21 protein-coding genes and 1 pseudogene are annotated in these 26,259 nt (G+C 60.3%); 8 read left to right on the top strand and 14 right to left on the bottom strand.

Translation table 11 applies throughout. The features are described from left to right. The 3 genes from K290_RS0102800 to K290_RS0102790 all read right to left on the bottom strand — a co-directional run bounded on the left by K290_RS0102800 (position 1) and on the right by K290_RS0102790 (position 3,286). Positions 1-912 carry an ABC transporter permease subunit gene (locus tag K290_RS0102800; RefSeq protein ID WP_028750457.1) on the bottom strand — a complete coding sequence of 304 codons (912 nt, stop codon included), beginning with the start codon at positions 910-912 and terminating at the stop codon, positions 1-3. 2 nt (positions 913-914) lie between these two features. After that, entirely contained in the window at positions 915-2,057 is a 1,143-nt protein-coding gene (locus K290_RS0102795) for an ABC transporter ATP-binding protein (RefSeq protein WP_028750456.1), read from the bottom strand. Between the two features lie 143 nt (positions 2,058-2,200). After that, positions 2,201-3,286, bottom strand: a complete 1,086-nt coding sequence (locus K290_RS0102790) for a polyamine ABC transporter substrate-binding protein (protein WP_245276472.1) — start codon at positions 3,284-3,286, stop codon at positions 2,201-2,203. Positions 3,287-3,621: 335 nt separating this feature from the next. Between K290_RS0102790 and K290_RS0102780 the strand changes: the two genes are divergently transcribed. Next, on the top strand, positions 3,622-4,620 hold the full coding sequence (locus tag K290_RS0102780; protein WP_028750454.1) for an aldo/keto reductase: 999 nt from the start codon (positions 3,622-3,624) through the stop codon (positions 4,618-4,620). A gap of 55 nt (positions 4,621-4,675) precedes the next feature. On the opposite strand, the gene K290_RS0102775 is transcribed toward K290_RS0102780, so the two are convergent. After that, positions 4,676-5,548: a LysR family transcriptional regulator gene (locus K290_RS0102775; protein WP_028750453.1), complete on the bottom strand. Its 873-nt coding sequence runs from the start codon at positions 5,546-5,548 to the stop codon at positions 4,676-4,678. 88 nt (positions 5,549-5,636) lie between these two features. Between K290_RS0102775 and K290_RS0102770 the strand changes: the two genes are divergently transcribed. Then, the gene (locus tag K290_RS0102770) at positions 5,637-5,891 is read left to right on the top strand and encodes a hypothetical protein (protein ID WP_028750452.1); all 255 of its coding nucleotides are present in this window, start codon (positions 5,637-5,639) and stop codon (positions 5,889-5,891) included. On the opposite strand, the gene K290_RS0102765 is transcribed toward K290_RS0102770, so the two are convergent. The 3 genes from K290_RS0102765 to K290_RS0102760 all read right to left on the bottom strand — a co-directional run bounded on the left by K290_RS0102765 (position 5,867) and on the right by K290_RS0102760 (position 10,312). Continuing rightward, positions 5,867-8,404, bottom strand: a complete 2,538-nt coding sequence (locus K290_RS0102765) for a methyl-accepting chemotaxis protein (RefSeq protein ID WP_028750451.1) — start codon at positions 8,402-8,404, stop codon at positions 5,867-5,869. The genes K290_RS0102770 and K290_RS0102765 overlap by 25 nt on opposite strands. 353 nt (positions 8,405-8,757) lie before the next feature. Next, positions 8,758-8,901 carry a hypothetical protein gene (locus K290_RS37810; protein WP_166656857.1) on the bottom strand — a complete coding sequence of 48 codons (144 nt, stop codon included), beginning with the start codon at positions 8,899-8,901 and terminating at the stop codon, positions 8,758-8,760. A 226-nt stretch (positions 8,902-9,127) separates the two neighbouring features. Beyond that, a complete protein-coding gene (locus K290_RS0102760; RefSeq protein ID WP_028750450.1) occupies positions 9,128-10,312 on the bottom strand; it encodes a BaiN/RdsA family NAD(P)/FAD-dependent oxidoreductase in 1,185 nt (394 codons plus the stop codon). Between the two features lie 137 nt (positions 10,313-10,449). Here K290_RS0102760 and K290_RS0102755 point away from each other — a divergent pair, with 137 nt between their 5' ends. The 5 genes from K290_RS0102755 (at position 10,450) to edd (ending at position 17,519) form a co-directional block, all read left to right on the top strand. Continuing rightward, positions 10,450-11,886, top strand: coding sequence for a glutamine synthetase family protein (locus K290_RS0102755; RefSeq protein ID WP_028750449.1), 1,437 nt, complete (start codon positions 10,450-10,452; stop codon positions 11,884-11,886). Positions 11,887-11,899: 13 nt separating this feature from the next. Beyond that, on the top strand, positions 11,900-13,198 hold the full coding sequence (locus K290_RS0102750) for an NAD(P)/FAD-dependent oxidoreductase (RefSeq protein WP_028750448.1): 1,299 nt from the start codon (positions 11,900-11,902) through the stop codon (positions 13,196-13,198). A 129-nt stretch (positions 13,199-13,327) separates the two neighbouring features. Next, on the top strand, positions 13,328-14,803 hold the full coding sequence (gene zwf, locus K290_RS0102745; protein WP_028750447.1) for a glucose-6-phosphate dehydrogenase: 1,476 nt from the start codon (positions 13,328-13,330) through the stop codon (positions 14,801-14,803). A gap of 15 nt (positions 14,804-14,818) precedes the next feature. Beyond that, positions 14,819-15,517, top strand: a complete 699-nt coding sequence (gene pgl / locus K290_RS0102740) for a 6-phosphogluconolactonase (RefSeq protein ID WP_028750446.1) — start codon at positions 14,819-14,821, stop codon at positions 15,515-15,517. Positions 15,518-15,695: 178 nt separating this feature from the next. Further along, a complete protein-coding gene (edd, locus tag K290_RS0102735; protein ID WP_028750445.1) occupies positions 15,696-17,519 on the top strand; it encodes a phosphogluconate dehydratase in 1,824 nt (607 codons plus the stop codon). A 68-nt stretch (positions 17,520-17,587) separates the two neighbouring features. Here edd and K290_RS0102730 read toward each other — a convergent pair whose 3' ends face one another. The 6 genes from K290_RS0102730 to K290_RS0102705 form a co-directional block, all read right to left on the bottom strand. Next, a complete protein-coding gene (locus tag K290_RS0102730) occupies positions 17,588-18,001 on the bottom strand; it encodes a hypothetical protein (RefSeq protein WP_028750444.1) in 414 nt (137 codons plus the stop codon). Positions 18,002-18,141: 140 nt separating this feature from the next. Next, the gene (locus K290_RS0102725) at positions 18,142-19,233 is read right to left on the bottom strand and encodes an ABC transporter ATP-binding protein (RefSeq protein ID WP_028750443.1); all 1,092 of its coding nucleotides are present in this window, start codon (positions 19,231-19,233) and stop codon (positions 18,142-18,144) included. A 24-nt stretch (positions 19,234-19,257) separates the two neighbouring features. Then, positions 19,258-20,910, bottom strand: coding sequence for a beta-galactosidase BglA (bglA, locus tag K290_RS0102720; RefSeq protein WP_028750442.1), 1,653 nt, complete (start codon positions 20,908-20,910; stop codon positions 19,258-19,260). Between the two features lie 36 nt (positions 20,911-20,946). After that, positions 20,947-22,107, bottom strand: a complete 1,161-nt coding sequence (locus K290_RS0102715) for a carbohydrate ABC transporter permease (RefSeq protein WP_028750441.1) — start codon at positions 22,105-22,107, stop codon at positions 20,947-20,949. 1 nt (position 22,108) lies between these two features. Beyond that, a complete protein-coding gene (locus K290_RS0102710) occupies positions 22,109-23,125 on the bottom strand; it encodes a carbohydrate ABC transporter permease (RefSeq protein ID WP_028750440.1) in 1,017 nt (338 codons plus the stop codon). Between the two features lie 132 nt (positions 23,126-23,257). Beyond that, positions 23,258-24,619: an ABC transporter substrate-binding protein gene (locus K290_RS0102705; protein WP_028750439.1), complete on the bottom strand. Its 1,362-nt coding sequence runs from the start codon at positions 24,617-24,619 to the stop codon at positions 23,258-23,260. 307 nt (positions 24,620-24,926) lie between these two features. On the opposite strand from K290_RS0102705, the gene K290_RS0102700 reads away from it, so the two are divergent. Then, positions 24,927-25,952 (top strand): LacI family DNA-binding transcriptional regulator, encoded by a 1,026-nt coding sequence (locus tag K290_RS0102700; protein WP_028750438.1) that lies wholly within the window; start codon positions 24,927-24,929, stop codon positions 25,950-25,952. A 66-nt stretch (positions 25,953-26,018) separates the two neighbouring features. Here K290_RS0102700 and K290_RS33755 read toward each other — a convergent pair. After that, a pseudogene (locus K290_RS33755) lies at positions 26,019-26,259 on the bottom strand (bifunctional methylenetetrahydrofolate dehydrogenase/methenyltetrahydrofolate cyclohydrolase); the annotation flags it as partial.

The following is a 26,259-nucleotide window of genomic DNA, read 5'->3' as shown; positions in this document are numbered from 1 at the left end:
CTATCTCCCCTTCTCATCGGCTTTCGCCTGTATATGCTGGAAGAAGACGATGGGCACGACCAGCACGAGCAGCAGGATGGTCGCCACCGCCGATGCCAGCGGCCAGTCGGTATTGCCGTAGAACTCGCTCCACAACACCTTGCCGATCATCAGCGTTTCGGAGCCGCCAAGTAGATCGGGGATGACGAACTCGCCGACCGCGGGGATGAAGACCAGCATGCAGCCGGCGATGACGCCGGGGATCGACAGCGGGAAGGTCACGCGCCAGAAGGCGCCGATTGGCGTGCAGCCGAGATCCTGCGCCGCCTCGATCAGGGTGCCGTCCATTTTTTCCAGCGAGGAATAGAGCGGCAGCACCATAAAGGGCAGATAGGAATAGACCATGCCGATATAAACAGCCGTATTGGTATTCAGGATCACCAGCGGCTCATGAATGATGCCGAGCGTCATCAGCAGTTGATTGAGCAAACCCGTGGTGCTCAGGATCGACATCCAGGAATAGACGCGGATCAGGAAGCTGGTCCAGAACGGTAGGATGACCAGCATCAACAGCGTCGGGCGGATGCTGCGCGGCGCCTGCGCCATGCCATAGGCAATGGGATAGGCGATGAGCAGTGTCAGGATCGTCGATATGCCTGAAATCTTCAGGCTCTGGATATAGGCGTTGAAATAAAGCGGATCGCCGGCCAGCCAGGTGTAGTTGTCGAAGGACATGCTTTGCAGCTTGTCCAACCAATCGCTGAAACTGTCCGTCCAATTGAAAGATGGATCATAGGGCGGAACCGCGAGCGCCTTCGTCGACAGGGAAATGCGGAAGACGATCAGGAAGGGCGCGAGAAAGAAAATCAGCAGCCAGGCATAGGGAACAATGATGACGAGGCGCTGGTAGATGGAAGAGCCGAGCGTCCTCATGATCAATCCTTCAACAGCACGCCGGCATTTTCATCGAAGGAGACCCAGACGTCCTGATCATAGGCGAAAGGCTCCTCCACGGCGCGCACCGCATTCAGCGACGAGGCCTTCACGACCCGTCCGCTCTTCAGCTTGACGTGGAAGACCGTCATGTCCCCGAGATAGGCGATATCCCAGATCTCGCCCTCGGCGGCGTTGACCGAGGCGTTGGCCGGCGGGCGCGGCGTGACGCGCAGCTTTTCCGGCCGAATGGCGAAGCCGGCGCGGCTGCCTTCGATGGGCATTTCGCCGGTTGCCGTGCGCAAGGTGAAGCCATTGTCGACGGCGATCTCGACCGTGCCGCCGGTTGCGCGCGTGACATTGCCGTCGAGAATGTTCACGTCACCGATGAAGTCGGCGACGAAGCGGGAATTCGGGGCCTCATAGATCTCCGCCGGCGTCGCCACCTGAACGACCCTGCCGTGGCTCATTACCGCGATACGGTCGGCCATGGTCATCGCCTCTTCCTGATCGTGCGTGACGACGACGAAGGTAAGGCCGAGGCTCTGCTGCAGGTCCATCAGCTCGAATTGGGTTTCCTCACGCAGCTTCTTGTCGAGCGCGCCGAGCGGCTCATCGAGCAGCAACACCTTCGGCCGCTTGGCGAGCGATCGGGCGAGCGCCACGCGCTGGCGCTGGCCGCCGGAGAGCTGGTTCGGCTTGCGCTTGGCAAATTGCTCCAGCTTCACGAGCTTCAGCATCTGCGTGACCCGCTCGGCGATCTCCGCTTTCGGCATGCCGTCCTGGCGCAGCCCGAAGGCGATGTTCTTTTCCACCGTCATATGCGGGAAGAGCGCGTAGGACTGGAACATCATGTTGACGGGACGGCGATAGGGCGGCGTGCCCGCAAGGTTCTGGCCGTCGAGCACGATCTCGCCCGTCGTCGGCTGCTCGAAGCCGGCGAGCATGCGCAGCAGCGTGGACTTGCCGCAGCCCGATGCGCCGAGCAGGGCGAAGAATTCGCGGTTGTAGATATCCAGGGAAAGATTGTCGACGGCAGTGAAATCGCCGAACTTCTTGGTGACGTTCTTGAACGAAATATAAGGCTTTGCCGACGGATCGGCCCAGGGAGCGAAGGAACGCCGGATATTGCCAAGAGACTTCATCATCTATCCCCGAAAGATGCCGCTCCGGCTTTTCCCCATCCGGTAGCGCTTCAGATTTTATACTATTTCCGTCCAGGACTGCGGCACCTGGATTACTGTATTAAGGAAAGGCCCGGGCGTTTCCGTCCGGGCCTTTGTCTGACTTATTGACCGGTCACGACCTTGGTCCACAAGCGCGTCGCCAAGCGCTGCGTTTTCGGATCCCACGGCGTCACCGTGAACAGGTGTTTCATGATCTCATCGGTCGGATAGACCGCGGGATCCTCAAGAACTTCTTTGTTCACGAACTGCTGCGAAGCTTTGTTGCCATTGGCGTAGGCGACGAAGTTGCTGGCCTTGGCGATGACTTCCGGCTTCATGATGTAATTCAGGAATGCATGCGCTTCGGCCACATGCGGCGCATCGGCGGGGATCGCCATGACGTCGAACCACATCTGTGCCTGTGCCGGGATCGAATAGTCGACGTGGACGCCGTTCTTCGCCTCTTCGGCGCGGTTGCGCGCCTGCAATATGTCACCTGAATAGCCGAAGGCGAGGCAGATATCGCCGTTGGCGAGCGCATTGATGTATTCCGACGAATGGAACTTGCGGATGAAGGGCCGGATCGACGTCAGGAGCGTTTCGGCCTTCTTGAAATCCTCAGGCTTGGTCGAATTCGGATCGAGGCCGAGATAGGCCAGCGCCGTCGGGATGACGTCCTTCGGCGCGTCGAGCATGTAGATGCCGCAATCCTTGAACTTCGCGGCGACCTTCGGGTCGAAGATCACGTCGAGGGTCGGCTTGTCGTCGGTGCCGAGGATCTGCTTCACCTTGTCGACATTGTAGCCGATGCCGTTGGTGCCCCACATATAGTCGACAGCATATTGGTTGCCGGGATCATAGGTGGAGATGCGCTTCATCACCATGTCCCACATGTTGGAGATGTTCGGCAGCTTCGACTTGTCGAGCTTCTGGAACACGCCGGCCTTGATCTGGCGCTGCATGAAGTCCGCCGTCGGTACGACGATGTCGTAGCCGGTCTTGCCCGCCAGGAGCTTGGTCTCCAGCGTTTCGTTGGAATCGAAGGTATCGTAGACCACCTTGATGCCGGTTTCCTTGGTGAAATCGGCCAGGATCGAATCATCGATATAATCCGACCAGTTGTAGATATTGACGACCTTGTCTTCGGCCTGGGCTGCCGTCACCAGCGAAACGGCCGCAAAAGCCGTTGCTGCCAGCCGTGCGAACATGGACTTCATGATCTCTCCTATTTTGTTCAAGGGCATCGCGGCGATACCCAACCCTCTGTTTTTCCCGTCAGACTAGAAAGGAATTCCGAAGGCCACAAGGGGGAAAAGCAAGGCACTATGAGCTTTGGCGGATTTACCGAAATCGGCAGTCACATCGCCGGAAACGGCAATATGCGGAGCGCACGCGATTGTGAACGCGAGACTTCCTTCCTGCGTGAATGCGGGGATGAGCTTTGCTACCATCGGGCCGTCTCATCCCACGAATAGCCTCCCGCCTGTTTTCGCCGCCTTGCCCAAGGGCAAAATCAACCCGCATCGTTTCAAGAGTTTCCATCATGCAGTATCAAAAATTCGGCAATACCGGTCTCAGCGTTTCCCGCCTTTGTCTGGGCACCATGACCTTCGGCCTGCAGATCGAGCAGGAAGACATCGCACATGCCATTCTCGACAAGGCAACCGATGCCGGCGTCAACTTCATCGATACGGCCGACGTCTATCCGCTCGGCGGCGGCGAACAGCTTGCCGGCCGCACCGAGGAGATCATCGGCCGCTGGCTGAAAGGCAAACGCGACCGCTTCATCGTCGCCACAAAGGCCGTCGGCAAGGTCGGTCCTTCCCCGTGGGATCAGGGCGCATCGCGCAAGCACCTTCTCGACGCCATCGATGCATCGCTGCGGCGTCTCGGCACCGACTATGTCGACCTCTATCAGCTCCATTCCGACGACCGTGAAACCCCAATCGACGAGACGTTGGAGGCACTCGACGTCATCGTGCGCTCGGGCAAGGCGCGCTATGTCGGCGTATCGAATTTCCTTGCCTACAGGCTGGCGCTGGCGCTCGGCCGCGCCGATGTCCTGCGAACCGCCCGCTTTGTCTCGGTGCAGCCGCGCTACAATCTGCTGTTCCGCCAGATCGAGCGCGAGCTGTTGCCGCTCGCCGAAGAGCAGCGCATCGCCGTCATTCCCTACAATCCGATCGCCGGCGGCCTTCTGACCGGCAAACACAAGCACAATGTCGCGCCGACGGAGGGCCGCTTCAGCGCGCAACTGCGCAATGCCGGCACCACCTATCTGGAGCGCTACTGGCACGAACGCGAGTTCGCAACGATCGAAAAGCTGCGTGGCATTGCCGACGAAGCCGGCCATTCGCTCACCCAGCTCGCCGTCGCCTGGGTGGCCGCCAATCCCGTGATCACCTCAGCCATCATCGGCGCGAGCCGCCCGGACCAACTGACCGACACGCTCGCCGCCATCGACCTCAAGCTCGATCCGGCGTTGAAGGCAAGGCTGGACAATGCGACGTTTGAATACCGCTGGGGCGACGCAGTTCGCTGAACACCGGTCCGTCTTCCAAGACCAAGAGACCGGCGGCTACCTTGGCCACCGGTTTTCATAAGTAGGTGGGACGGTTGCCGGCGAAAAGATCGGCATGGCTTTTCAGTAGCCTTGTCATGCGATCGACCACGGTGCGGATTTCACGGCGGTGGCGGTCGGCGTCATTCATGACGATCCACTGCCCGTGACGCAGCGAGGCCACCTCCTCGCCGACCCGCTCCAGCCGTGGCTCCAGATCGCCGACGAAGCAGGGGAGAACAGCGATGCCTGCTCCCGCAAGCACGAGATCATAAAGGGAGCGCGGTCGGTTGACCGTCACCGCGATTGCCTCGCGCTGGTTCTGATGCGGCCAGCGCAGATAGGTGGAGATGGCATCCTCTTCCGCCACGGCGATCCAGCGCCTCGGCCCAGCAAAGCGCACGTTGCGGGCCTGATAGGCGGCATAGGCGACATCGCCGGTCTTGACGGCCGCCAGATTGATCTCCTCCGGCTCGAAGGCGCGGATGCCGATGTCGCTTTCGCGATGAGCAAGGCTGGCACGGCGTTCGGCGAGATGCAGATCGATGCGGAAGCCGTCCCGGTCCGAGCAGATCGACGGCATATTCTGGCTGAGCAGCCAGCCGACCCAGGTGCCGGCCGCGATCCGGACGATAGCCGCCCCTTGGGCATCACGCTGCCAGCTCTCGATCTTACGCGCAGCCGCTTCCATCTCCAGCAGTTGATCGAACAGCTCCTGGCCATCGCCGGTCAGCACGTAGCCTGTCTGACTGCGCTGGAAGAGGGAGCGGCCGATCTTGCTCTCCAATTCCAGCATGCGGCGGCCGATCGTTGCCGGGCTTAAACCGTTCGAAGATGCAGCGCCCGTCAGCCCGCCGCCGCGAGCGACATCGAGGAAAAGTTGATAGGAATCCCAAACAGCATTTTTCATCACTGAAAAACATAGGGTGAAAACGATCGTTTATAAAGAAAATTCCTCTGTGTAATTGAAGGGATGCCTTTCAATATGGAGACTTCCCATGATCGACTGCATCGCTTTGGCTAGAATTATCCAACTGGAGAACGATATCCGCCATGCGCAATGGCGCCGCAATGAGGACGCGTTCTATCAGGAATATGGCCGGGACTCCCTGGCCCTGTTTAGCTGGTTCGGAAACGCGCTCGACGCCGGCTATGCATGGCTCAAAACGAAAAAAGCGGACCGGGCTGATATCGGCCGGTCCGCCTGCGATGGTGACGATTGCTGCGGTCAGGCGGCTTCCGCCCGCATGTAACCCGCGGCCGGCCCGCCTTCGATCTTGAACTGCTGGATGAGATGGAGCAGCGCGTCCGCTTCGGAGGCCAGTTCGCGGCTGGCCGCCGTGGTCTCTTCGACCATGGCCGCATTCTTCTGTGTCATTTGATCCATCTGGTTGACGGACGAGTTGACCCCCTGCAGCGCGCTTGCCTGATCGTGGCTGGCGCGCGCGATCATTTCCACATGCTGGCTGATGGTGACGATCTGGCCGCTGATCTGGGCAAGCACGGAGCCGGCCTCCTGCACGAACTGCGAGCCGGAATTGACCTCGTGCGTCGATTTGTTGATCAACCCCTTGATCTCCTGTGCCGCGGCGGCGGAGCGCTGCGCAAGTTCGCGCACCTCCATGGCGACAACCGCAAAGCCCTTGCCGGCCTCGCCCGCGCGGGCAGCTTCGATACCGGCATTCAATGCCAGAAGGTTTGTCTGGAAGGCGATCTCGTCGATGACGCCGATGATCTGCTCGATCTGGCGGGATGCATCTTCGATACGCGCCATAGCGTCGATGGCGTTACCGACGACGACAGAGCTGTCGTCGGCGCTGCGTTTGGCTTCACGTACGATCCCATCCGCCTCCTTGGCGCGCTCGGCGGACGAGCGGACGGTGACGGTGATCTCATCCACGGCAGCGGCGGTTTCTTCCAATGCTGCCGCCTGCTGCTCGGTGCGCTTCGACAGGTCCTCGGCGGAGGCTGCCATCTGGCTGCCGTTGCTCTGGATCATCTCGACATTGTCACGCACCTGGCTGAGGGTCTGCTGCAGGCGCGACAGCGAGCTGTTGAAATCCTGCCGGAGCTGTTCGAGGCGGCCGATGAAGGGCGTCTCGATGCTCGAAGAGATATCGCCTTGAGCCAGACGCTCGAGGCCGGCGGCAAGCTCGCTGACGGCGAAGTCGATCTGACGGTCGAGTTCGCGCTTTTCGGCATCGTTGCGCTGGCGCTCGTGCTCGGCGGCAGTTCGCTCCTCGTCGCTCTGCTCTTCGATGCGGATCTTCGAGAGCGCGTTTTCCTTGAAGATACCGAGGGCACGGGCCATGTCGCCGATTTCGTCGTGGCGTTGCTCGCCCGAGATCGCGGTTTCCAGCATGCCGTCGGCGATGCGGCGCATGGCGGCGGTGATCTGACCGATCGGACGCTGCAGGGTCAGGACCAGGGCGATGCCGCCGGCAACCGAGAGGATGATGCCGAGCGTGGTGGCGAGGATAGAGATGTAATTCGCCTGGTCGCGCTCTGTGCCGGCGCTCTGCTTCTGGGTTTCGGCAAAGGCGGTGAGCTGACCCCAAACCTGATCGAGCTGCTGGCGGGCGCTGGCATATTCGTTGATACGCTGGCCGATGGTATCGACCAGCTTGCCGCCGGCTTCATCCATCGACTTGATAGCCGGGCGGATGGCCTTGTCGATATCGCCGGCGAAATCCATGTTCTTGGCACTCTGGTTCAGCGTATCCATGTCGCCGCCAAGCTTGGAGACTTCCTGGCGCAGGCGAACGAGGTTGTCCTTGTTGGTATTGGCGGTGAAATCGGCAAGCACGAGCTGCAGCGAATAGACTGAAGCTTCGAGACGGCGGGTATCCTGCAGAACGGAATTCGTCTGAACGACACGGGCGTCGAGTTGAACGAAGGTGGTGGTCGCCTGGCGCATCATCTGCGTTGCCGCAAGCTGCGTATAGGTCGACATCTGCCGGAACCGGGAGAGCAGCCGGCCGATGGCGGTCACGGTATCGTCTGTCGGAGCATCCGTGCTTTCGGTGAACGCTCCGAGATCCTTGATGGTGCCTGCCAGCGACTGCACGACGCTCTTCTGGTTCTGCGGCACGGCGAGATCGATCGCCCGGAGCGCCTTGTTGAGGTCAGGCATCCGGTCCTTGAGAACCTTGAGCTTGTCGGCAGGCGTTGCGGCCTTGTTGAAATCTTCGGCAACGGAGACGAGCGTATCGCCGCCCTTCAGCAGGCGGTCGGCGGCGCGCAACGTCGCGGTCGCGTCAGCCTGATCCTTGCGCATCTGGTCTTCCAACTGCTGGCCATCGTAATCGACATTGAAACGAGCACTGATCAGCGCTCTCTGCGCGTCCTCGATCACCTTGCGAAAGGCGACTTCCTGCTCGTGCAGCGTCCAGAGCTTGGCAACCAGGTTTGACATGTCGGCGGTCTTCGTCGTCGCATCCGTCAGGTTGTCGCGACCCTCCGCATCCTTGCCGAGCTGAGCCAGCGTTGTGCTCAAAACGCCCTGCTGCGATTTGATATCCTGATAGAGCTTGTCGCGTTGCTGCTCGTTGGTAATGCGCAGGAAGTCATCCATCGAACCATAGAGGTTCTTGAAGCCCGTCAGCGATTGCAGCACGCTGTTGGAAATTTCCATGCGCCCCTGCAGCAGGCCCGAAGCGTAGAGCCCGGTGAGACCGACGGCGGAAATGCTGATGACGAAAGGCAGAACGAAGATCAGGACCTTCGTCTTGATCTTGAAACGGGACAGGATCTTGTCAATGAACATGGTGGCTCTGGCCTCTCATACACCGTACTCCCCCTGCCGACGCCGCCACGGCGCTGACCGGATGCATAACCATCAATCTTGAAATATTCGCAGACGGGGTCCCAACTATGTCGGGTGGCAATCATTGCTTCGGCTCTACGTTGTAGAAGCACGCCCCAGAAAATCTTCGCGGATTGTGAGTTCGATTGATTAATTTTCGGATAAAGCGCCTGGCAATGAGCCGCAAGGCTCTTGCGAGCCCGAGAAAGCCTTGAAATGCGGGGATGCGAGGCCTCAGCCAAGAGGATGTCAGGCGTATGCGCAAATGACGGCCGCCGGGAAGATGGCGGCCGAAACCGATCAGGCCGATGATATCAGAAACTGCGCACCGCTAGGTAAGCAATGCAGGCTGCCGTGGCGCCGGTCGCCAGCATCAGCAGCCGGGTAGCCACCAACTTGGCATTGTCTCGAGTTTGAGCAATTGCAATAGCGCGAGCGCGACGTTGTGTTCTATTCATGAGCCTAAATCCCATTTTCGCACGGACACGATAACCGGCAAAAGGTCGTTCCGGCAACTGCCAATGTGGACAACAAAGATGTAGGAAAGGAAAACGCCGAAACCAGAGCCTAGCCGCAATTGTCGCACCTTGCGAATACTTATCCGAAAGGCGTAGGATTCTTCGCCGGCAGTTTTACTTCAGTGGCGCCACGATGGGGGATGCGGACGAGCTTAAAGCGAGCGCTTCAAGCCGCTTCGCCGGCGATGTGGCCTGAGGCCCAGGCCCATTGAAAATTATAGCCGCCGAGCCAGCCGGTAACGTCGACGCATTCGCCAATGAAAAAGAGACCGGGGATGGTTTTCACCTGCAGCGTTTTCGAATCGAGGCAAGCGGTATCAACACCGCCAAGGGTGACTTCTGCCGTCCGATAGCCTTCGGAACCGGACGGTTTGACGGGCCAAGCCTGCACGGCGGCGGCGAGCTGCTGCAGGCGTCTGTCGGGCTGATCGGCCATATTGCCCGATATGCCCTCGCCCTCGGCGAAATGCTGCGCCAGCCGCTTCGGCAGTATCTCCGCCAGAGCCGTCTGCGCCGATTGCCGGCCATTGGCTTGCCGTGCTGTTTTCAGGGTGATGAAAATGTCGATATCGGGCTCGATGGCGACCGTGATCTCGTCCCCTTCCCGCCAGTAGGAAGATATTTGCAGGATGGCCGGACCACTTAAACCCCGATGGGTGAAAAGCAGAGCTTCGCGGAACGCGGTTTTGCCATGGCGGATTTCGGCAGCCGCGGCGATGCCGGCAAGCGGCGCAAGGCGCTGGAGAAGCTGGGGATCGAGCGTCAGCGGCACGAGGCCGGGACGCGTCTCGACGAGCGGCAGGCCGAATTGCTCGGCGATGCGATAGGCAAAGCCGGTGGCGCCCATTTTCGGGATTGATTTGCCGCCGGTGGCAATGACCAGAGAGGTTGCCTCCAGGGCACCGTCCGATGTGGCGATCCTGTAGCCCCCGCCGGCAATCGGATCGATGGCGACGATTTCGGTATGCAACCGTAACTCCACGCCGGCCGCCCGCATCTCATCGGTCAGCATGCGGATAATGTCTTTGGCGCTGTTGTCGCAGAAGAGTTGCCCGAGCGTCTTCTCATGCCAGGCAATGCCATGGTTTTCGACCATGGCAAGGAAATCCTTCGGTGTGAAGCGCGCCAGTGCCGATTTGGCGAAATGCGGATTGGCGGAGAGGAAGTTCTTCGGGCCGGCATGGATGTTGGTGAAATTGCAGCGGCCGCCGCCGGAAATCCGGATCTTCTCGCCCGGCGCGGCCGCATGGTCGAGCACGGCGACGGAGCGTCCGCGCTGGCCTGCGCGGATGGCGCACATCATGCCTGCAGCACCCGCGCCGAGGACAATCACATCATATCTGCCGGCCACGTTTTCATTCCTTTACCCATTGCTGCATCGCATAATCGCTTTTCTATCATACGGCGAAAGTCCAAGCGGTTTCCCCCTCGCCAATTGGCAAACTGCCGTTATGATGCAATCACCGATCAACCCAAATACGGTGTTTTATGGCCGCGAAAAAGACCCCGCTGAAAGCTTCCTTGCCGGTCTCGAAAGTCGCAACAGTTCCCCCAAGCCTGCGATCGGCCCGCGGGGTGGCAAATTGGAAGGAAGCGGCTCAATGGCTGCGGGCACGCGGGATCGAAGACATAGAATGCATCACGCCGGACCTTGCCGGCGTGCCGCGCGGCAAGATGATGCCTACCTCGAAATTCACTTCCAACACCTCGCTGGCCCTGCCCTCGGCGATCTATCGCCACACGATTTCGGGCGAATATCCGGAGGAGACCGAAAGCTTTCGCTACGAGCCGCGTGACAGCGACCTGAAGCTGGTGCCCGATCTTTCGACGCTTTCCGTCGTGCCCTGGGAGAGCGATCCGACGGCGCAGGTGATCTGCGATATCGTTAATTCCGACGGCGAGGAAGTATCCTACACGCCCCGCAACGTATTGAAGCGCATCATGGGCCTCTATCGCGAACGCGGCTGGAAGCCGGTCGTGGCGCCGGAGATCGAATTCTATCTCGTCGCCAAGAACGACGATCCGGACTATCCGCTGCATCCGCCGAAGGGCCGTTCGGGTCGCTCGATCCTCGGCGGCCAAGGTTATTCGATCGCCGGCATCAACGAGTTCGACGAACTGATCGACGACATCTATCACTTCTCGGAAAAGCAGGGCCTGGAGATCGATACGCTGATCCATGAAGAGGGTCCGGCGCAGCTCGAAATCAACCTGCGGCATGGCGATCCGATCGAGCTTGCCGACCAGGTGTTCATGTTCAAGCGCACGATCCGCGAGGCGGCGCTGAAGCACGGCATCTATGCGACCTTCATGGCCAAGCCGATGCAGAGCCAACCCGGCTCGGCAATGCACATTCATCAATCCGTGGTCAATATCGTGACCGGCAAGAATGTTTTCACCAATCCGGACGGCAGTCCCTCGCCGGAATTCTTCCACTTCATCGGCGGCATGCAGCGCTACGTGCCGAACTCGCTGGCTATGCTGGCGCCCTATGTGAATTCGTATCGCCGGCTGGCGCCCAACATGTCCTGCCCGGTCAACAATGCCTGGGGGTACGACAATCGCACTACGGCCTTCCGCGTGCCCGTATCGGATTCGCAGGCGCGGCGCGTTGAAAACCGGCTGCCGAGCTCGGATGCCAATCCCTATCTCGCGCTCGCTGCCTCGCTCGCCTCCGGCCTGCTCGGCATCATGAAAAAGGTGGAGCCGACGGCGCCGACCGAGGATTCCGCCAACGAAGGCTCCATCGATCTGCCGCGTGGCCTGCTCGAAGCCATCGCACTGATGGAGGACGAGCCGGCCTTCGAGGAGGTCTTCGGCAAGGATTTCATCGGTATCTACGCCGGCGTGAAGCGGGGCGAATTCGAAACCTTCATGCAGGTGATCAGCCCCTGGGAGCGGGAGTTCCTTCTGCTCAACGTGTGAGGGAGGGCCGCTCATGACATTGCAGGAAGCATGGCAGAGCCCGATAGCGCCTGGGCTTTCCTGGTATCAGGCAACCGTCGGCCCTCGCCCCGCCTATCCGAAGCTCGACGGCTCCCGCCGCGCCGACGTGGCCATCATCGGCGGCGGCTATACCGGCCTGCAGGCGGCCTACAATCTTGCCAAGGGCGGCGCCGATGTGACGCTAATCGATGCCAACCGCTTCGGCGACGGCGCGTCCGGCCGCAATGGCGGCCAGCTCGGCACCGGCCAGCGCTCTTGGCCCGAGGAACTGGAAGAAAAGATCGGCTACGAACGCTCAAAGGCGCTGTTCGATCTTGCCGAGGACGCCAAACACAATCTTCTCGACTTTGCCGCCGAGCATGGCATCGACATCGAGTTCATACCCGGCCAGATGAATGTCACGCATAAGCGGAGCTACAAGCGTGCCTATATGGAGAATGCCGAAATCGCAGCCACGCGCTACGGCTATCCGCATGTCAGCTTCATGGATCAGGCTGAAACGCAGGAGCGGCTTGGCTCGAAGCTCTATCTCTATGGCATCAGGGATATGGGCACGGGCCATATCCATCCGCTGAAGCTGCTCATCGGCCTCGCACGAGTAGCGCATGCCGCCGGTGCTTCGCTTTTCGAAATGACGCCGGCGAAGGCGATCCGGCAATCCGGCGGCAAGACGATGATCGAAACCGGCAGCGGTACGATCACCGCCGAGCGCGTGCTGATTGCCTGCAACGGCTATATCGGCAATCTGGAACCGGTGACCGCGAGCCATGTGATGCCGATCCGCTCTTTTATCGGCGCGACCGAACCGCTCGGCAATTTTCCCGATGTCCTGCCCGGCGGCGAAGCGGTGGCGGATTCGCGATTCGTGGTACGCTATTTTCGCAAGTCGAAGGACGGGCGTCTGCTTTTCGGCGGGCGTGAGGCCTATACCGCCGACAATCCGCGCGACATAACGCAGCACATCCGCCGCCAGATTGCCGAAATCTATCCTGCCCTCGATAACATCAGCATCACCCATGCCTGGGGCGGATCTGTCGGCATAACCATGCCGCGCCAGCCTTTCGTGCGCGAAGTCATGCCGGGGGTCACGTCCATCGGTGGCTATTCCGGACACGGGATCATGCTGTCAAACTATTGCGGTAAACTCTATGCGAAAACGGTTCTCGGGAACGCCGACGATCTTGCGCTTTTCAAGGCGTTGAACATCCCGCCATTTCCCGGCGGTGCCCGCATGCGGGCACCTCTCCTATTCCTGGCGCTCTCGTGGTTTGCGTTGCGCGACAGGTTTTAGACGAAGAACGGATTTCCTCTTCCGGCGATCCGCTCTAAAAACCGAGTCTGAATTTCGCGATGCACACTGGCCTTTTTAAATCGATTAGATTAAAAGGGGCCTCAACCAAGACCGATTGAGAGATAGCTCATGAGCAGCCAAATCATTCCCGTTGAACCATTTGACTATGTCGTTTTCGGCGGCAGTGGCGACCTTGCAGAACGCAAGCTTCTGCCCGCCCTCTATCATCGCCAGGTCGAAGGCCAGTTTTCCGAGCCTACCCGCATCATCGGCGCATCGCGCAGCGCGCTTTCGCATGAAGAATACCGCAAATTCGCCGAAGCCGCGTTGAAAGAGCACCTGAAAAAGGGCGAATATGACGAAGCGGAAGTGAAGAAATTCTGCGCGCGCCTGTTCTACGTGCCAGTGGACGCCAAGACCGATGCCGGCTGGGATCAGCTCAAGAAGATCCTGGACGAAGGCAAGGAGCGCGTGCGCGCCTTCTATCTGGCCGTGGCTCCTGGCATTTTCGGCGACATCTCGCAGAAGATCCATGACCACAAGCTGATCACCAAGCAGACCCGCATCGTCGTTGAAAAGCCGATTGGCCGCGACCTCGCTTCCGCCCTGCAGCTCAACGACTCGATCGGCAGGGTCTTCAAGGAAGAGCAGATCTTCCGCATCGACCACTATCTCGGCAAGGAAACGGTGCAGAACCTGATGGCGCTGCGCTTTGCCAATGCCCTTTATGAGCCGCTGTGGAACGCCAACCACATCGACCATGTGCAGATCACGGTTGCGGAATCGGTCGGCCTGGAAGGCCGCGCCGGGTATTATGACACGGCCGGCGCGCTGCGCGACATGGTACAGAACCACATCCTGCAGCTCCTCTGCTTGACCGCGATGGAAATTCCGTCCTCGATGGACTCCGAAGCCGTGCGCGACGAAAAGCTGAAGGTTCTGCGCGCGCTGAAGCCGATCGACGCTTCCAACGTCGAGCAGGCGACCGTTCGCGGCCAGTATCGCGCCGGCGCTTCGGCGGGCGGCCCGGTCAAGGGCTACCTCGACGAACTGGAAGGCGGCGTCTCCAACACCGAGACCTTCGTCGCCATCAAGGCCGAAATCGGCAACTGGCGCTGGGCCGGCGTTCCTTTCTACATCCGCACCGGCAAGCGTCTTGCCGGCCGCGTGTCGGAAATCGTCATTACCTTCAAGCCCATTCCGCACAACATCTTCGATCAGGCCGCCGGCCGCATCGTCGCCAACCAGTTGATCATCCGCCTGCAACCGGACGAAGGTGTCAAGCAGTCGCTGATGATCAAGGACCCGGGTCCGGGCGGCATGCGCCTGCGCAACGTCTCGCTCGACATGAGCTTTGCCTCGGCCTTCAACGTCCGCAATCCCGACGCCTACGAACGCCTGCTGATGGACGTCGTCCGTTCCAATCAGACGCTGTTCATGCGCCGCGACGAAGTGGAAGCCGCGTGGGAATGGGTCGATCCGATGCTCAAGGGTTGGGAAGCCACCAGCCAGCCGGTGCAGGGTTATACCGCCGGCACCTGGGGTCCGAGCCAGGCCATCGCTCTGATCGAGCGTGACGGCCGCACCTGGCATGACGATATCTAAACTGGGATGACGACGATGACAGCGAACATGCATGCTTTCGCCAATGGCGCCGAACTCGCCGGCAAGCTCGCGGACAAGGTGGTCGAGGTTCTCTCGGCCGCCATAGCCGCCCGCGGCTCTGCAAGCATTGCGGTCTCCGGCGGTTCGACGCCGAAGATCTTCTTTCAGACGCTGTCATCGCGTTCTCTCGATTGGCGCAAGGTGACGATTACCCTCGTGGACGAACGGTTCGTACCGGCAGACAATCCGCGCTCGAACCACCTGCTCGTCCAGGAAAACCTGCTGAAGGACCAGGCCGCATCGGCACAGTTCTTTCCGCTCTACCAGGACGTGGCTTCCGTCGAGGAAGCCGCCGTCATCGCCACGGAAAAGACCAAGAGCATCGGCTATCCATTCGACGTCGCCATTCTCGGTATGGGCAATGACGGACACACGGCTTCGTTCTTTCCGGGCGGGAGCAATCTCGCAGCGGCGCTCGATGCGAAGAGCCCGCGCGGCATCATCACGATGGAAGCCGAAGGAGCCGGCGAACCCCGGCTGACCTTCACCTTCTCCAGCCTTCAGGATGCCCGATTGCTGGTGCTGCATATCGAGGGGGAAGGCAAGAAAGGCGTTCTCGCCAAAGCGGAAGCGCCGGGCGAAGAGACCGAGATGCCTATCCGCGCCGTGCTGCGCCGGGCCGCCTCTCCGGTCGAGATTTATTGGGCTCCCTGACACGGCCGAAAAGCCTCGTCATCGAACCCGGAAAGACACAGCAACATGTGCTGCGCCATGTGCCCGGAAAGGCGCAGCGGCAAAGCATTGACTTTTGAACCTCGCGCCACGCCCTCCACCAAGACAGATCGAAGCGATCTTCGGGGCACCGCGCAGAACAGACGGAGGCAGATCGACCATGGCCGCTGACGCCCGCATTTCCGCGATTACCACACGCATCATCGAGCGCTCGAAGCCGACACGCGAGCGCTATCTGGACCGCCTGCGCAACGCCGCGACAGCGGGCGCGCAGCGCGCCGTGCTCGGCTGCGCCAACCTCGCGCATGGCTTTGCCATCTGTTCCCCCTCGGAAAAAGAGGCATTGGCGGGCGACCGTGTGCCCAATCTCGGGATAATCACCTCCTATAACGACATGCTCTCGGCGCATCAGCCCTTCGAGACCTATCCCGCGATCATCCGCGAGGCGGCGGCAGAGGCAGGCGGCATCGCCCAGGTTGCCGGCGGCGTGCCGGCCATGTGCGACGGCGTCACGCAGGGCCAGCCGGGCATGGAACTTTCGCTCTTCTCACGCGACCTGATCGCCATGTCGGCCGGCGTCGGCCTGTCGCACAACATGTTCGATGCGGCGGTCTTCCTTGGCGTCTGCGACAAGATCGTACCCGGCCTCGTCATCGCCGCGCTCTCCTTCGGCCATCTGCCGGCCGTCTTCATCCCGGCCGGGCCGATGACCTCCGGCCTGCCAAACGACGAGAAGTCACGCGTGCGCCAGCTCTTTGCCGAGGGCAAGGTGGGCCGCGCCGAGCTGCTGGAGGCGGAATCGAAGTCCTATCACGGCCCCGGCACCTGCACCTTCTACGGCACGGCCAACTCCAACCAGATGCTGATGGAGATCATGGGCTTCCATATGCCCGGCGCCTCCTTCGTCAATCCCGGCACGCCGCTGCGCGAAGCATTGACCCGCGAAGCGACCAAGCGCGCGCTTGCGATCACCGCCATGGGCAACGAATTCACGCCCGCCGGCGAGATGATCGATGAACGCTCGATCGTCAACGGCGTCGTCGGCCTGCATGCGACCGGCGGCTCGACCAATCATACGATGCATCTCGTCGCCATGGCGCGGGCGGCCGGCATCGTGCTGACCTGGCAGGACATTTCCGAGCTTTCGGACATCATCCCGCTGCTTGCCCGCGTCTATCCAAACGGGCTTGCCGACGTGAACCACTTCCATGCCGCCGGCGGCATGGGCTTCCTGATCAAGGAGCTCCTGAAGAAGGGGCTGCTGCACGACGATGTCCGCACCGTCGCCGGCCAGGGACTTTCCGCCTATTCGATCGAAGTGAAGATCGGCGCCGATGGCGGCGTCGTGCGCGAGCCGGCACCGGAAAAGAGCGGCGATCCGAAGGTGCTGGCAAGCATCGAAACGCCCTTCCAGAGCACTGGCGGCCTGAAAATGCTGCGCGGCAATGTCGGCAAGGCGGTCATCAAGATTTCCGCCGTCAAGCCGGAGCGCCATGTCATCGAGGCGCCCGCCGTGATCTTCCACGACCAGCTCGAGATCCAGCAGGCGTTCAAGGACGGCAAGCTGAACCGCGATTTCGTCGCCGTCGTCCGCTTCCAGGGACCGAAGGCGAACGGTATGCCAGAGCTGCACAAGCTAACGCCTGCGCTCGGCGTACTCCAGGACCGCGGCTTCCGCGTGGCGCTTTTGACCGACGGGCGTATGTCTGGCGCGTCGGGGAAGGTTCCGGCCGCCATCCACGTCACCCCTGAAGCCGTCGAGGGCGGACCGATTGCCCGCATCAAGGAAGGCGACATCATCCGCATCGATGCGATTGCCGGCACGCTTGAGGTGCTGGTCGACGCCGCCGACATGGCCGAACGCGAGCCCGTCGTTCTCGACCTCTCCGAGAATGAATTCGGCATGGGCCGTGAGCTCTTCGCCCCCTTCCGCCGCGCCGCCGGCCCGGCGGATCAGGGCGCCAGCGTCCTGTTCCGTCATTGAGACGATAACAGCCCAAAAAGAGGCCCGCGCGGCAGACGCTGCGCGGGCCTCTTTTGCTTGGGTTCAAATCAGGCGCGGATATCGAGTACGCGGTTGCGATGCGACGGATGGGTGCTGTAGACGAAGATCTTGTTCATTTCCTTCTCCGTCAGCAGGCGCAGGAAACGCACCTCGATGGTATTGTTGGGGTAGACCTTCATCAGGATGCAACCGACCTTGGTGATGCGGGCATCGGGGATGTCGAGATAGAATTGCTTCGGCAGATTATATTGGGTGAGGATCGCCAGAACCGCGCTGCTCTGCGAGATTCGGATGATGTCGCAGCGGCGCGACGCCAGGTTCATGACGCCTTTTTCGGTATATTCGATCCGCGCGGCGTTCATCGTGTCCTCCATTCTGTACCGCACCTCACGGTCGTACATGAAGGACTCTTCCTTGTTGAGAAAATGCTGGCCTGGATGAGCCGTGCCGGAAGCTGCCATTGTCGTAAATCCCTGAAGTATATTACGAAGCTCAGGCTATCAGCGCGTGTTTAACAGAAGGTTTGGAAGCGCTAGACCAAGTTGCATTTTATTGTATTTCTACACTTGGACTAGCGCTCCCGCGCCCTTGGGAGGATGCCTTATTGCTTACGATAGGTGTGGCCTTCAGTATCGAAGAGATGGAGCTTCTGCCTATCGGCCGCAAAGCGCATCTTCTGCCCGCGCTTAACGTCTGCGATGCCAGGTATCTTGACGATGATCGGCTCACCGTCCACCAGGCCCTCGATATAAAGTTGCGTTACCTCGCCGAGGGCTTCGACGATGGAGACCTCGCCCTCGAAGAGGTAGTTCTCGTCGGTCGCGATCCGCAAATCTTCCGGACGAACGCCGAAGCTTGCGGTCTTGCCTTGCTCGGATGCCGCCGTTGCAATGTCGAGCACCACCGTCTTGCCGCCCGTCAGCGTCACCGTTGTCGCCGCGCCGGTTCCGGTGACCTTAGACGGGATGATGTTCATGGCCGGCGAGCCGATGAACTTCGCCACGAAGAGGTTGGCCGGATGCTCATAGAGTTCGAGCGGCGCTCCCACCTGCTCCACGCGGCCGGCCGACAATACGACGATGCGGTCCGCCAAGGTCATGGCTTCCACCTGGTCGTGGGTGACGTAGATCATCGTCGTCTCGGGCATGGAGTCGCTGAGCTTGGCGATCTCGATACGCGTCGCGACGCGCAGCGCGGCGTCGAGATTGGATAGCGGTTCATCGAACAAAAAGACCTTCGGGTTACGGCAGATGGCGCGACCGATTGCAACACGCTGACGCTGACCGCCCGAAAGGGCCTTCGGGAGGCGATCGAGATATTGCGTGAGCTGAAGGCTCGCGGCGGCTGCGCGAACGCGGCGGTCGATCTCCTGCTTGCTTTCCCCGGCGATACGCATGCCGAAGGCCATGTTGTCGAAGACCGTCATGTGCGGATAGAGCGCGTAGGACTGGAAGACCATCGCAATGCCGCGTCTTGACGGCGGCACCTCGTTGACCTTTTGCCCCGCGATGAGCATGTCGCCGGAGGTGATGCTCTCAAGTCCGGCGATCATACGCAGCAATGTGGATTTGCCGCATCCGGAAGGACCGACGAAGACGATGAACTCGCCCTGTTGGATATCCAGATCGATGCCATGCAGAACATGCACGTTCCCGTATGATTTTCGGATGTCCTTTAGAACAAGCCCTGTCATCTATGCTCTCCTCCTCCCAAATACTCAGGCCAGACGCGCGAAATAAGCGCCCCAAGCCGGAATATCGATCTTGTTGCCATAGTTATTGCTTGCAAAACCGTGACCGGCCAGAGCCTGCCAACTCCCCTCAGGCAGGGTTGCCGTCGCCTCGGTCGCGCTCATGTTGAACACGCAGAGAATAGTTTCGCTGCCATAGTGACGCGTATAAAGCAGCACGTCGCCCTGCGGCTCCGTGAACGCGATGTCGCCCTTGGCAAAGGCTGGGTGCTGCTTGCGGAAGGCGAGGAAGCGGCGATATTGCTCCAGCACCGAATGCTCATCTCCCTGCTGCACGCTGACAGCGCGCAGAATATGCTCTACCGGCACCGGAAGCCAGGGTTTGACGGTCGAGAAACCGCCCTGGGTCACCTGACTGTCCCAGACCATCGGCGTGCGGCAACCGTCGCGGCCCTTGAATTCCGGCCAGAACTGGATGCCGTAGGGATCCTGCAGATCCTGATAGGCGAGGTCGGCTTCCGTCAGGCCAAGCTCTTCGCCCTGATAGAGGCAGACCGAGCCGCGCAGTGTCAGGATCAAGGCCGCATATTGCTTGGCAAGCGCATCGCGATCGGCGACCAGGCTGCCCCAACGGCTGACATGGCGCACCACATCATGATTTGAAAATGCCCAGCAGGCCCAGCCTTCCGGCGCGGCAGCGGCAAAATCCTTCATGACGTCTTCGACGCGCTCCGGCGACAGGGGATCCGGCGCCAGGAACTCGAAGGCGTAGCACATGTGCATCTTGTCGTCGCCGGAAGTATATTCGCCGACGATCTCGAGCCCGCGCTGGCTATCGCCGACTTCGCCGACAGCGGCAATCGCCGGATATTCATCGAGCACGGCACGGAAGCGTTGCAGGAATTTGAGATTCTCCGGACGGTTCTTGTCGTAGAGATGCTCCTGGAAATTATAGGGATTGACCGCTGGCGCGGTCGAAGCGTTGCGGCGCGGGGGCTCCAGCGCAGGATTGTCGCGCAGTTCCCGGTCGTGGAAATAGAAGTTGATAGTGTCGAGGCGGAAGCCATCTACGCCACGGTCAAGCCAGAAGCGCACGACATCCAGCAGCCGGTCCTGAACCTCGGGATTGTGCAGGTTGAGGTCGGGTTGCGAGATCAGGAAGTTATGCATGTAATATTGCATACGGGTCGGATCCCAGGCCCAGGCGGAACCGCCGAAGATCGACAGCCAGTTGTTGGGCGGCGTGCCATCCGGCTTGGCATCAGCCCAGACATACCAATCCGCCTTGGGATTGTCCTTGCTCGACCGGCTTTCGACAAACCAGGGATGGCGGTCGGAACTGTGCGACAGCACCAGATCGATCATCACCTTGATGCCCAAGCGATGAGCTTCGGTGACCATCACATCGAAATCGGCAAGCGTACCGAAGATCGGATCGACATCTTCATAGTTGGAGACGTCGTAGCCGAAATCACGCATGGGCGAGGTGAAGAACGGCGAAATCCAGATCGCGTCGACACCAAGGGCGGCGACATGCGGCAGGCGGACGGCGATCCCCTTCAGATCGCCGATGCCGTCGCCGTTGGAGTCCTGATAGGAGCGCGGATAGATCTGATAGATCACGGCGCCACGCCACCAGTCTTTGTCCACCGTCGAAATCGATTGAGAGGCAATGCTCATTCTGAGTAGGTCCTGTATGAGTAGAAAGGTCTTCGGTCAGCCCCCCTTCACCGACCCGGCGAGCAGACCGCGCACGAGATAGCGCTGCAGACCGAAGAAGACGAGGAGCGGAATAATGATGGTGACGAAGGCGGAAGCCGTCAGGATTTCCCAGTTCCCGCCGCGCGAGCCGAGCAAGGCGTTCAGGGCTGCCGTCAGCACCAGATGATCCTTGTCCGTGCCGAGGAACACCATGGCGATCAGAAGGTCGTTCCAGACCCAAAGGAACTGGAAGATCGCGAAAGAGGCGAGCGCCGGGAAGGACAGCGGCAGGATGATCTTGACGAAAATATCGAAGTCGCTGGCGCCGTCGACGCGCGCGGATTCGATGATTTCCTTCGGCAGGCCGGCAATGTAATTGCGCAGCAGGTAGATAGCGAGCGGCAGGCCGAAGGCAGTATGCGCCATCCAGATGCCGGGATAGGTTTTCGACGGCACACCGAATATCTGGCCGATCTCATTGTAGATGCGCAACAACGGGATGAGCGACATCTGCAGCGGCACCACGATGAGGCCGACGACCAGCGCGATCAGCAGAGCGCGGCCAGGAAACTCCATCCAGGCAAGCGCATAGGCCGCAAACGCCGCGATCAGGATCGGGATGATCGTCGCCGGAATGGTCACGGTCAGCGAGTTGATGAAGGACTGACCAATGCCTTCGCCCGTCAGAACGGTGCGATAATTCTGCAGTGTAAATTCCGGCGGGGTGGAGATGGTCAGATAGATGCGCTTGCCGCGCGTATCCGCGTCGAATGCGGCATTCTTCTGGTAGCGGTAGCTGCCGTCGGCATTGACGGTGAGCGTCTCGCCATTGCCGATATCGGCAGGCGCACCGGCCTTGTAGGCGGCGGGGTCCTGTACGCGCATGCCGAAGGATTCAATCTTGCCGTTTCCGTTGCTGTCACTGGAGACATTGCCGCTGATGACGTAATTGGGACCGTCCTGCGTCGCCTTGTCGGTGCCGGCGAGGCGCACGGCCGTGGTCCGCGTCGAGCCCGCAAAGGCCGTCCACCAGCCGGAAACGACGATCTGATCCCTGTCGCGCAGAGCGGTGACGAAGATACCAAGCGTCGGCAGCAGCCAGATGAGAACGATGAGCAGAACCACGAAATGAACGAAGAGGCGGGCGGGGCCGATGCGGCCGAGATTTCCAATCATATCAGCGACCCTTCATCTCTGCGTTTGCACGACGGATGTTCCAGATCATGATCGGCGTGACGGCGACCATGATGACGAGCGCGATGACGGCGCTTCGGCCGGAATCGCCGCCGCCGCGGAACAACCAGTTGAACATCAGATTTGCAAGGACCATCGTGTTCCACTGACCATTGGTCATGGTGAGCACGATATCGAACACCTTGAGGACGAGGATGGTGATGGTCGTCCAGACCGTGGCGATCGTGCCCCAGACCTGCGGCACCATGATCTTCCAGAAGATTTGCCAGCCATTGGCGCCGTCGATAACGGCCGCTTCGATGGTCTCCTCCGGAATGCCGCGGAGGGCGGCCGATAGGATGACCATGGCAAAGCCGGTCTGAATCCAGATCAGCATGACCATCAAAAAGAAATTGTTCCAGAAGGGGATAGTGATCCAGACTTCCGGCGTGCCGCCGAAGAGCTGCACGATCGCATTCAACAAACCGATCTGCGTGTCGTTGCCGCCGCGATATTCGTAGATGAATTTCCAGATAACCGATGCGCCGACAAAGGAAATCGCCATCGGCATGAAGATCACCGCCTTGGCGATGTTACCCCACCAGATGCGATCGGTCATGACGGCGATCACGAGACCGAAAAAAGTGCAGGCAGCCGGGACGACGGCGAGCCAGAGAATGTTATTGAAGATCGACTGGCGGAATTCGGTGTCGTTGAACGCCCAGACATAATTGGCGCCACCGACGAATTGATTACCGTCAGGACCGTAGAAGGACAGGATGAGCGTCGCAATGACCGGATACATCAGGTAGACGGCGAGGAGGAAAAGCGCCGGTCCGAGGAAAAGCCAGGGTCGGATGAGACCGCGGCGGCGCAGATTGACCGCAGCTCGATGAACATCGGCACCTTCTTTCGCCGGGAAAATTAGGTCCAGCAACTTGTTGGAAAACAGAAAGTAGGCGGCGCAAACGGCAACGCCGAATATCATGGCCCCAATCGCCGTCAGTATCTGCGAAATCATCCGTCCCTCCCGAATAATTGCTTGCATGAAGCGACCTGTCCGGCGCCGTCGGCGTCCCCCAAGGCGCAGGCTGCGACAGGGTAGAGTGGCGGCGCCGGGAAATACCGGCGGCGCCCCTCTGCGATGTTATGATTACTTGATGGAGTCCCACGCCTTCTGAATTGCGTCGGCGGAGTCCTGAGCCGACTTGCCGCCGACGAAGTCCACCATGCCGGTCCAGAACGCGCCGGCGCCGATCTTGCCCGGCATCAGGTCGGAACCATCGAAGCGGAAGGTGGTGGCGGTGGTGAGGATTTCGCCTTCCTTCCTAAGCGTGTCGTTGGCATATGCAGCCGTGTTGACACCCTTATATGGGGTCAGGAAGCCGGACTGTGCCATCCAGACTTCCTGGGCGATCGGCGTCTGCAGGAACTCGATGAAAGCGCGAGCAGCCTTCGAGTCCTTGGTGATCGTTGCCAGCGTGCCAGCGCCGAGAACCGGCTTGCCGAGTTCCGGATGCGAGGCAAAAGGCGGGAAGTAGAAGAAGTCGGCATCCTGACCGAGCTTCGTGCCCTCTGGGAAGAAGGACGGGATGAAGGATGCCTGCTTGTGCATGTAGCACTTGGGCGGAACCGTAAAGAGACCCTTTGGGCTATCACGGAAGTCGGTCGACGCCACAGCGGCGACGCCGCCATCGACATATTTGGGATTCTTGGCGAACTTGCCGAATTCATCGATGGCATTGACGACCTTGGGGTCATTGAACTTCAGGCTATTGTCGACCCAGCCGTCATAGTCCTTCGGCGACACGGTGCGCAGCATCAGGTCTTCGACCCAGTCGGTCGCCGGCCAGCCGGTGGCGCCGCCCGAACCGAGGCCGATGCACCAGGGGGTGCCGCCGTCCTTGACGATCTGATCGGAAAGCTTGATCAGGTCTTCCATAGTGGTGGGGACCTTATAGCCGGCCTCTTCGAAATTTTCCGGCACGTACCAGACGAGCGACTTCAGGTCGGCCTTATAGGGGAAGGCATAGAAAGCTTCCTTGCCGTCCTTGCCCTTGTAGGTGCCATAGCCAACCCAGCTATCGCCGGCGCCGTAATTGGTCTTCACCCAGTTTGCGAGATCATCGCCGAGCGGCGTCAGATAGCCCTTGCTGGCGAGATTGGCGAGGAGGCCCGGCTGCGGCAGGATCGCGACATTCGGCGGCGAGCCGGCCTGGGTGTCGATGACGATCTGCTGCTCATAGTTTTCCGAGGACGAATACTTCGCGTTGACGCCCGTCGCCTCGGTGAAATAGTTCAGAACACTGGTGAAGAGCGCCTCGTCTTCGCCACGCCATGGGCCGAAGATCGTCATCGTTTCACCCTTCAAGTCCGCATGAGCGGCCTTGAAGTCGTCATAGCTCTTCCAGTTGAACTTGGAGTCCTGACCGGGCTGGAACTTCAAATCCGCAGCCATCGCGGTACCAGCCGCCAAGGCCGCAACGGCAACGGTCATCAAAAACAATTTCTTCATGTGGTTGTCCTCCCAAATACAAATCCCACAAGCCGCAACACGTTACGCGTGTCACGCGCTCATTTCTCAAAGCGCTTTGGCTACTCACTCATTCCATTGTGGGCAGAGCAAAGTCAAGCGAATTTGTGAGTTCGGCTAATATACACCCAAATCTCGCGATGCAGCATGGAAAGACACCAATATTTTGCAAATTGTCTTGTTTCGACTGCCTCGCCTGCTACATAGTCTAAAGCGCTTTGGGAACCAGTCGCATGGCAGGAGGAGCCTTTGCGGCCGTTGGAAATGGCATATGGAGGAGCATAGGTACGTGAATCTGAAGCAGCTATCGCAAATGTTGGGGCTGTCGCAGACCACGGTCAGCCGTGCCTTGAACGGATATCCGGAGGTTAATCGCGAAACCCGCGAGCGCGTGCTCAAAGCGGTTCGGGAAACCGGTTATCGGCCGAACAAGGCCGCGCAACGGCTGGCGACCGGCAAGGCCGGCTCGATCGGCCTGGTCATGCCGATGGCCGCTGGCCATCCGTCCGACCTGCATTTCAGCGAATTCCTGACCGGCCTCGGCGAAGAGGCCTTGCGGCATGATTTCCATTTCGTCCTAACGCCGGCCGATCCGAACGACGAAGTCGGTGCGCTGAAGCGGCTTGCCGCCAGCGGCAACGTCGACGCTCTGTTCATCACCTATATGCGCGGCCATGATCCGCGCCTCGAAATGCTGAAATCACTGTCCATACCCTTCCTGGTGCATGGACGATCCTTTGGGACGGAGCCGGACTACCCCTATCTCGACATCGACAACGAGGCGGCCTTCTACGATGCCGCAAAGCTGCTGCTGCAGCTTGGCCACAAACGCTTTGCGCTGCTGAACGGCCCGATCTATCTCGATTTCGCCATCCGGCGGAAAAAGGGAGTGGTCACGGCCCTTGCCGAACGCGGCCTGATGCTGGACGAGGCCTATGTCAGCCATACGGCGATGACCGATGAACAGGGCCTGTTCGCCATGGAGCGTATCCTGCAGCTCGATGAGCGGCCAACCGCCATCCTCTGTTCCAGCACGGTACTGGCGCTCGGCGCGGTGCGCGCCATCAACCAGGCAAAACTGAAGCTTGGCGAGGATATTTCGCTGATCGCCCACGACGATGTGCTAACGCTGTTGAAGCCGGAGAATTTCACCGTGCCGCTGACGACCACGCGATCGTCGCTCCGCGCCGCCGGCGTGCGGGTCGCCGAGCGGCTGATCGGCGCGATCAAACAGCTCGAGACATTTCCCGAGCAGGAGCTTTGGAAGACCGAGCTGATCGTGCGTGCCTCGACCGGCGTGGCGCCGGCCGACTAAGATAATGTAATTGGCACGACCTATCCGAAAACCGCTTCACGGTTTTCGGGATCATGCGCCAATGCTTTAGAATTTCGGCGGCGTCCGACCGGCAGCACGGTGCGCAGCAATCGAGGTATTGGCCATCAGCATGGCAATCGTCATCGGCCCGACGCCACCCGGAACCGGGGTGATGACGGCGGCAACTTCGCCGGCTTCCGCAAAGGCGACATCGCCGACCAGGCGGCTCTTGCCCTCGCCTCTTTCCGGCGCATCAATGCGGTTGATGCCGACATCGATCACCGTCGCGCCCGGCTTGACCCAATCG

The sequence above is a fragment of the Rhizobium leucaenae USDA 9039 genome (assembly GCF_000426285.1).
In the GTDB taxonomy this organism is placed as follows: domain Bacteria; phylum Pseudomonadota; class Alphaproteobacteria; order Rhizobiales; family Rhizobiaceae; genus Rhizobium; species Rhizobium leucaenae.
This window is presented reverse-complemented; position numbering and strand designations above follow the sequence as displayed.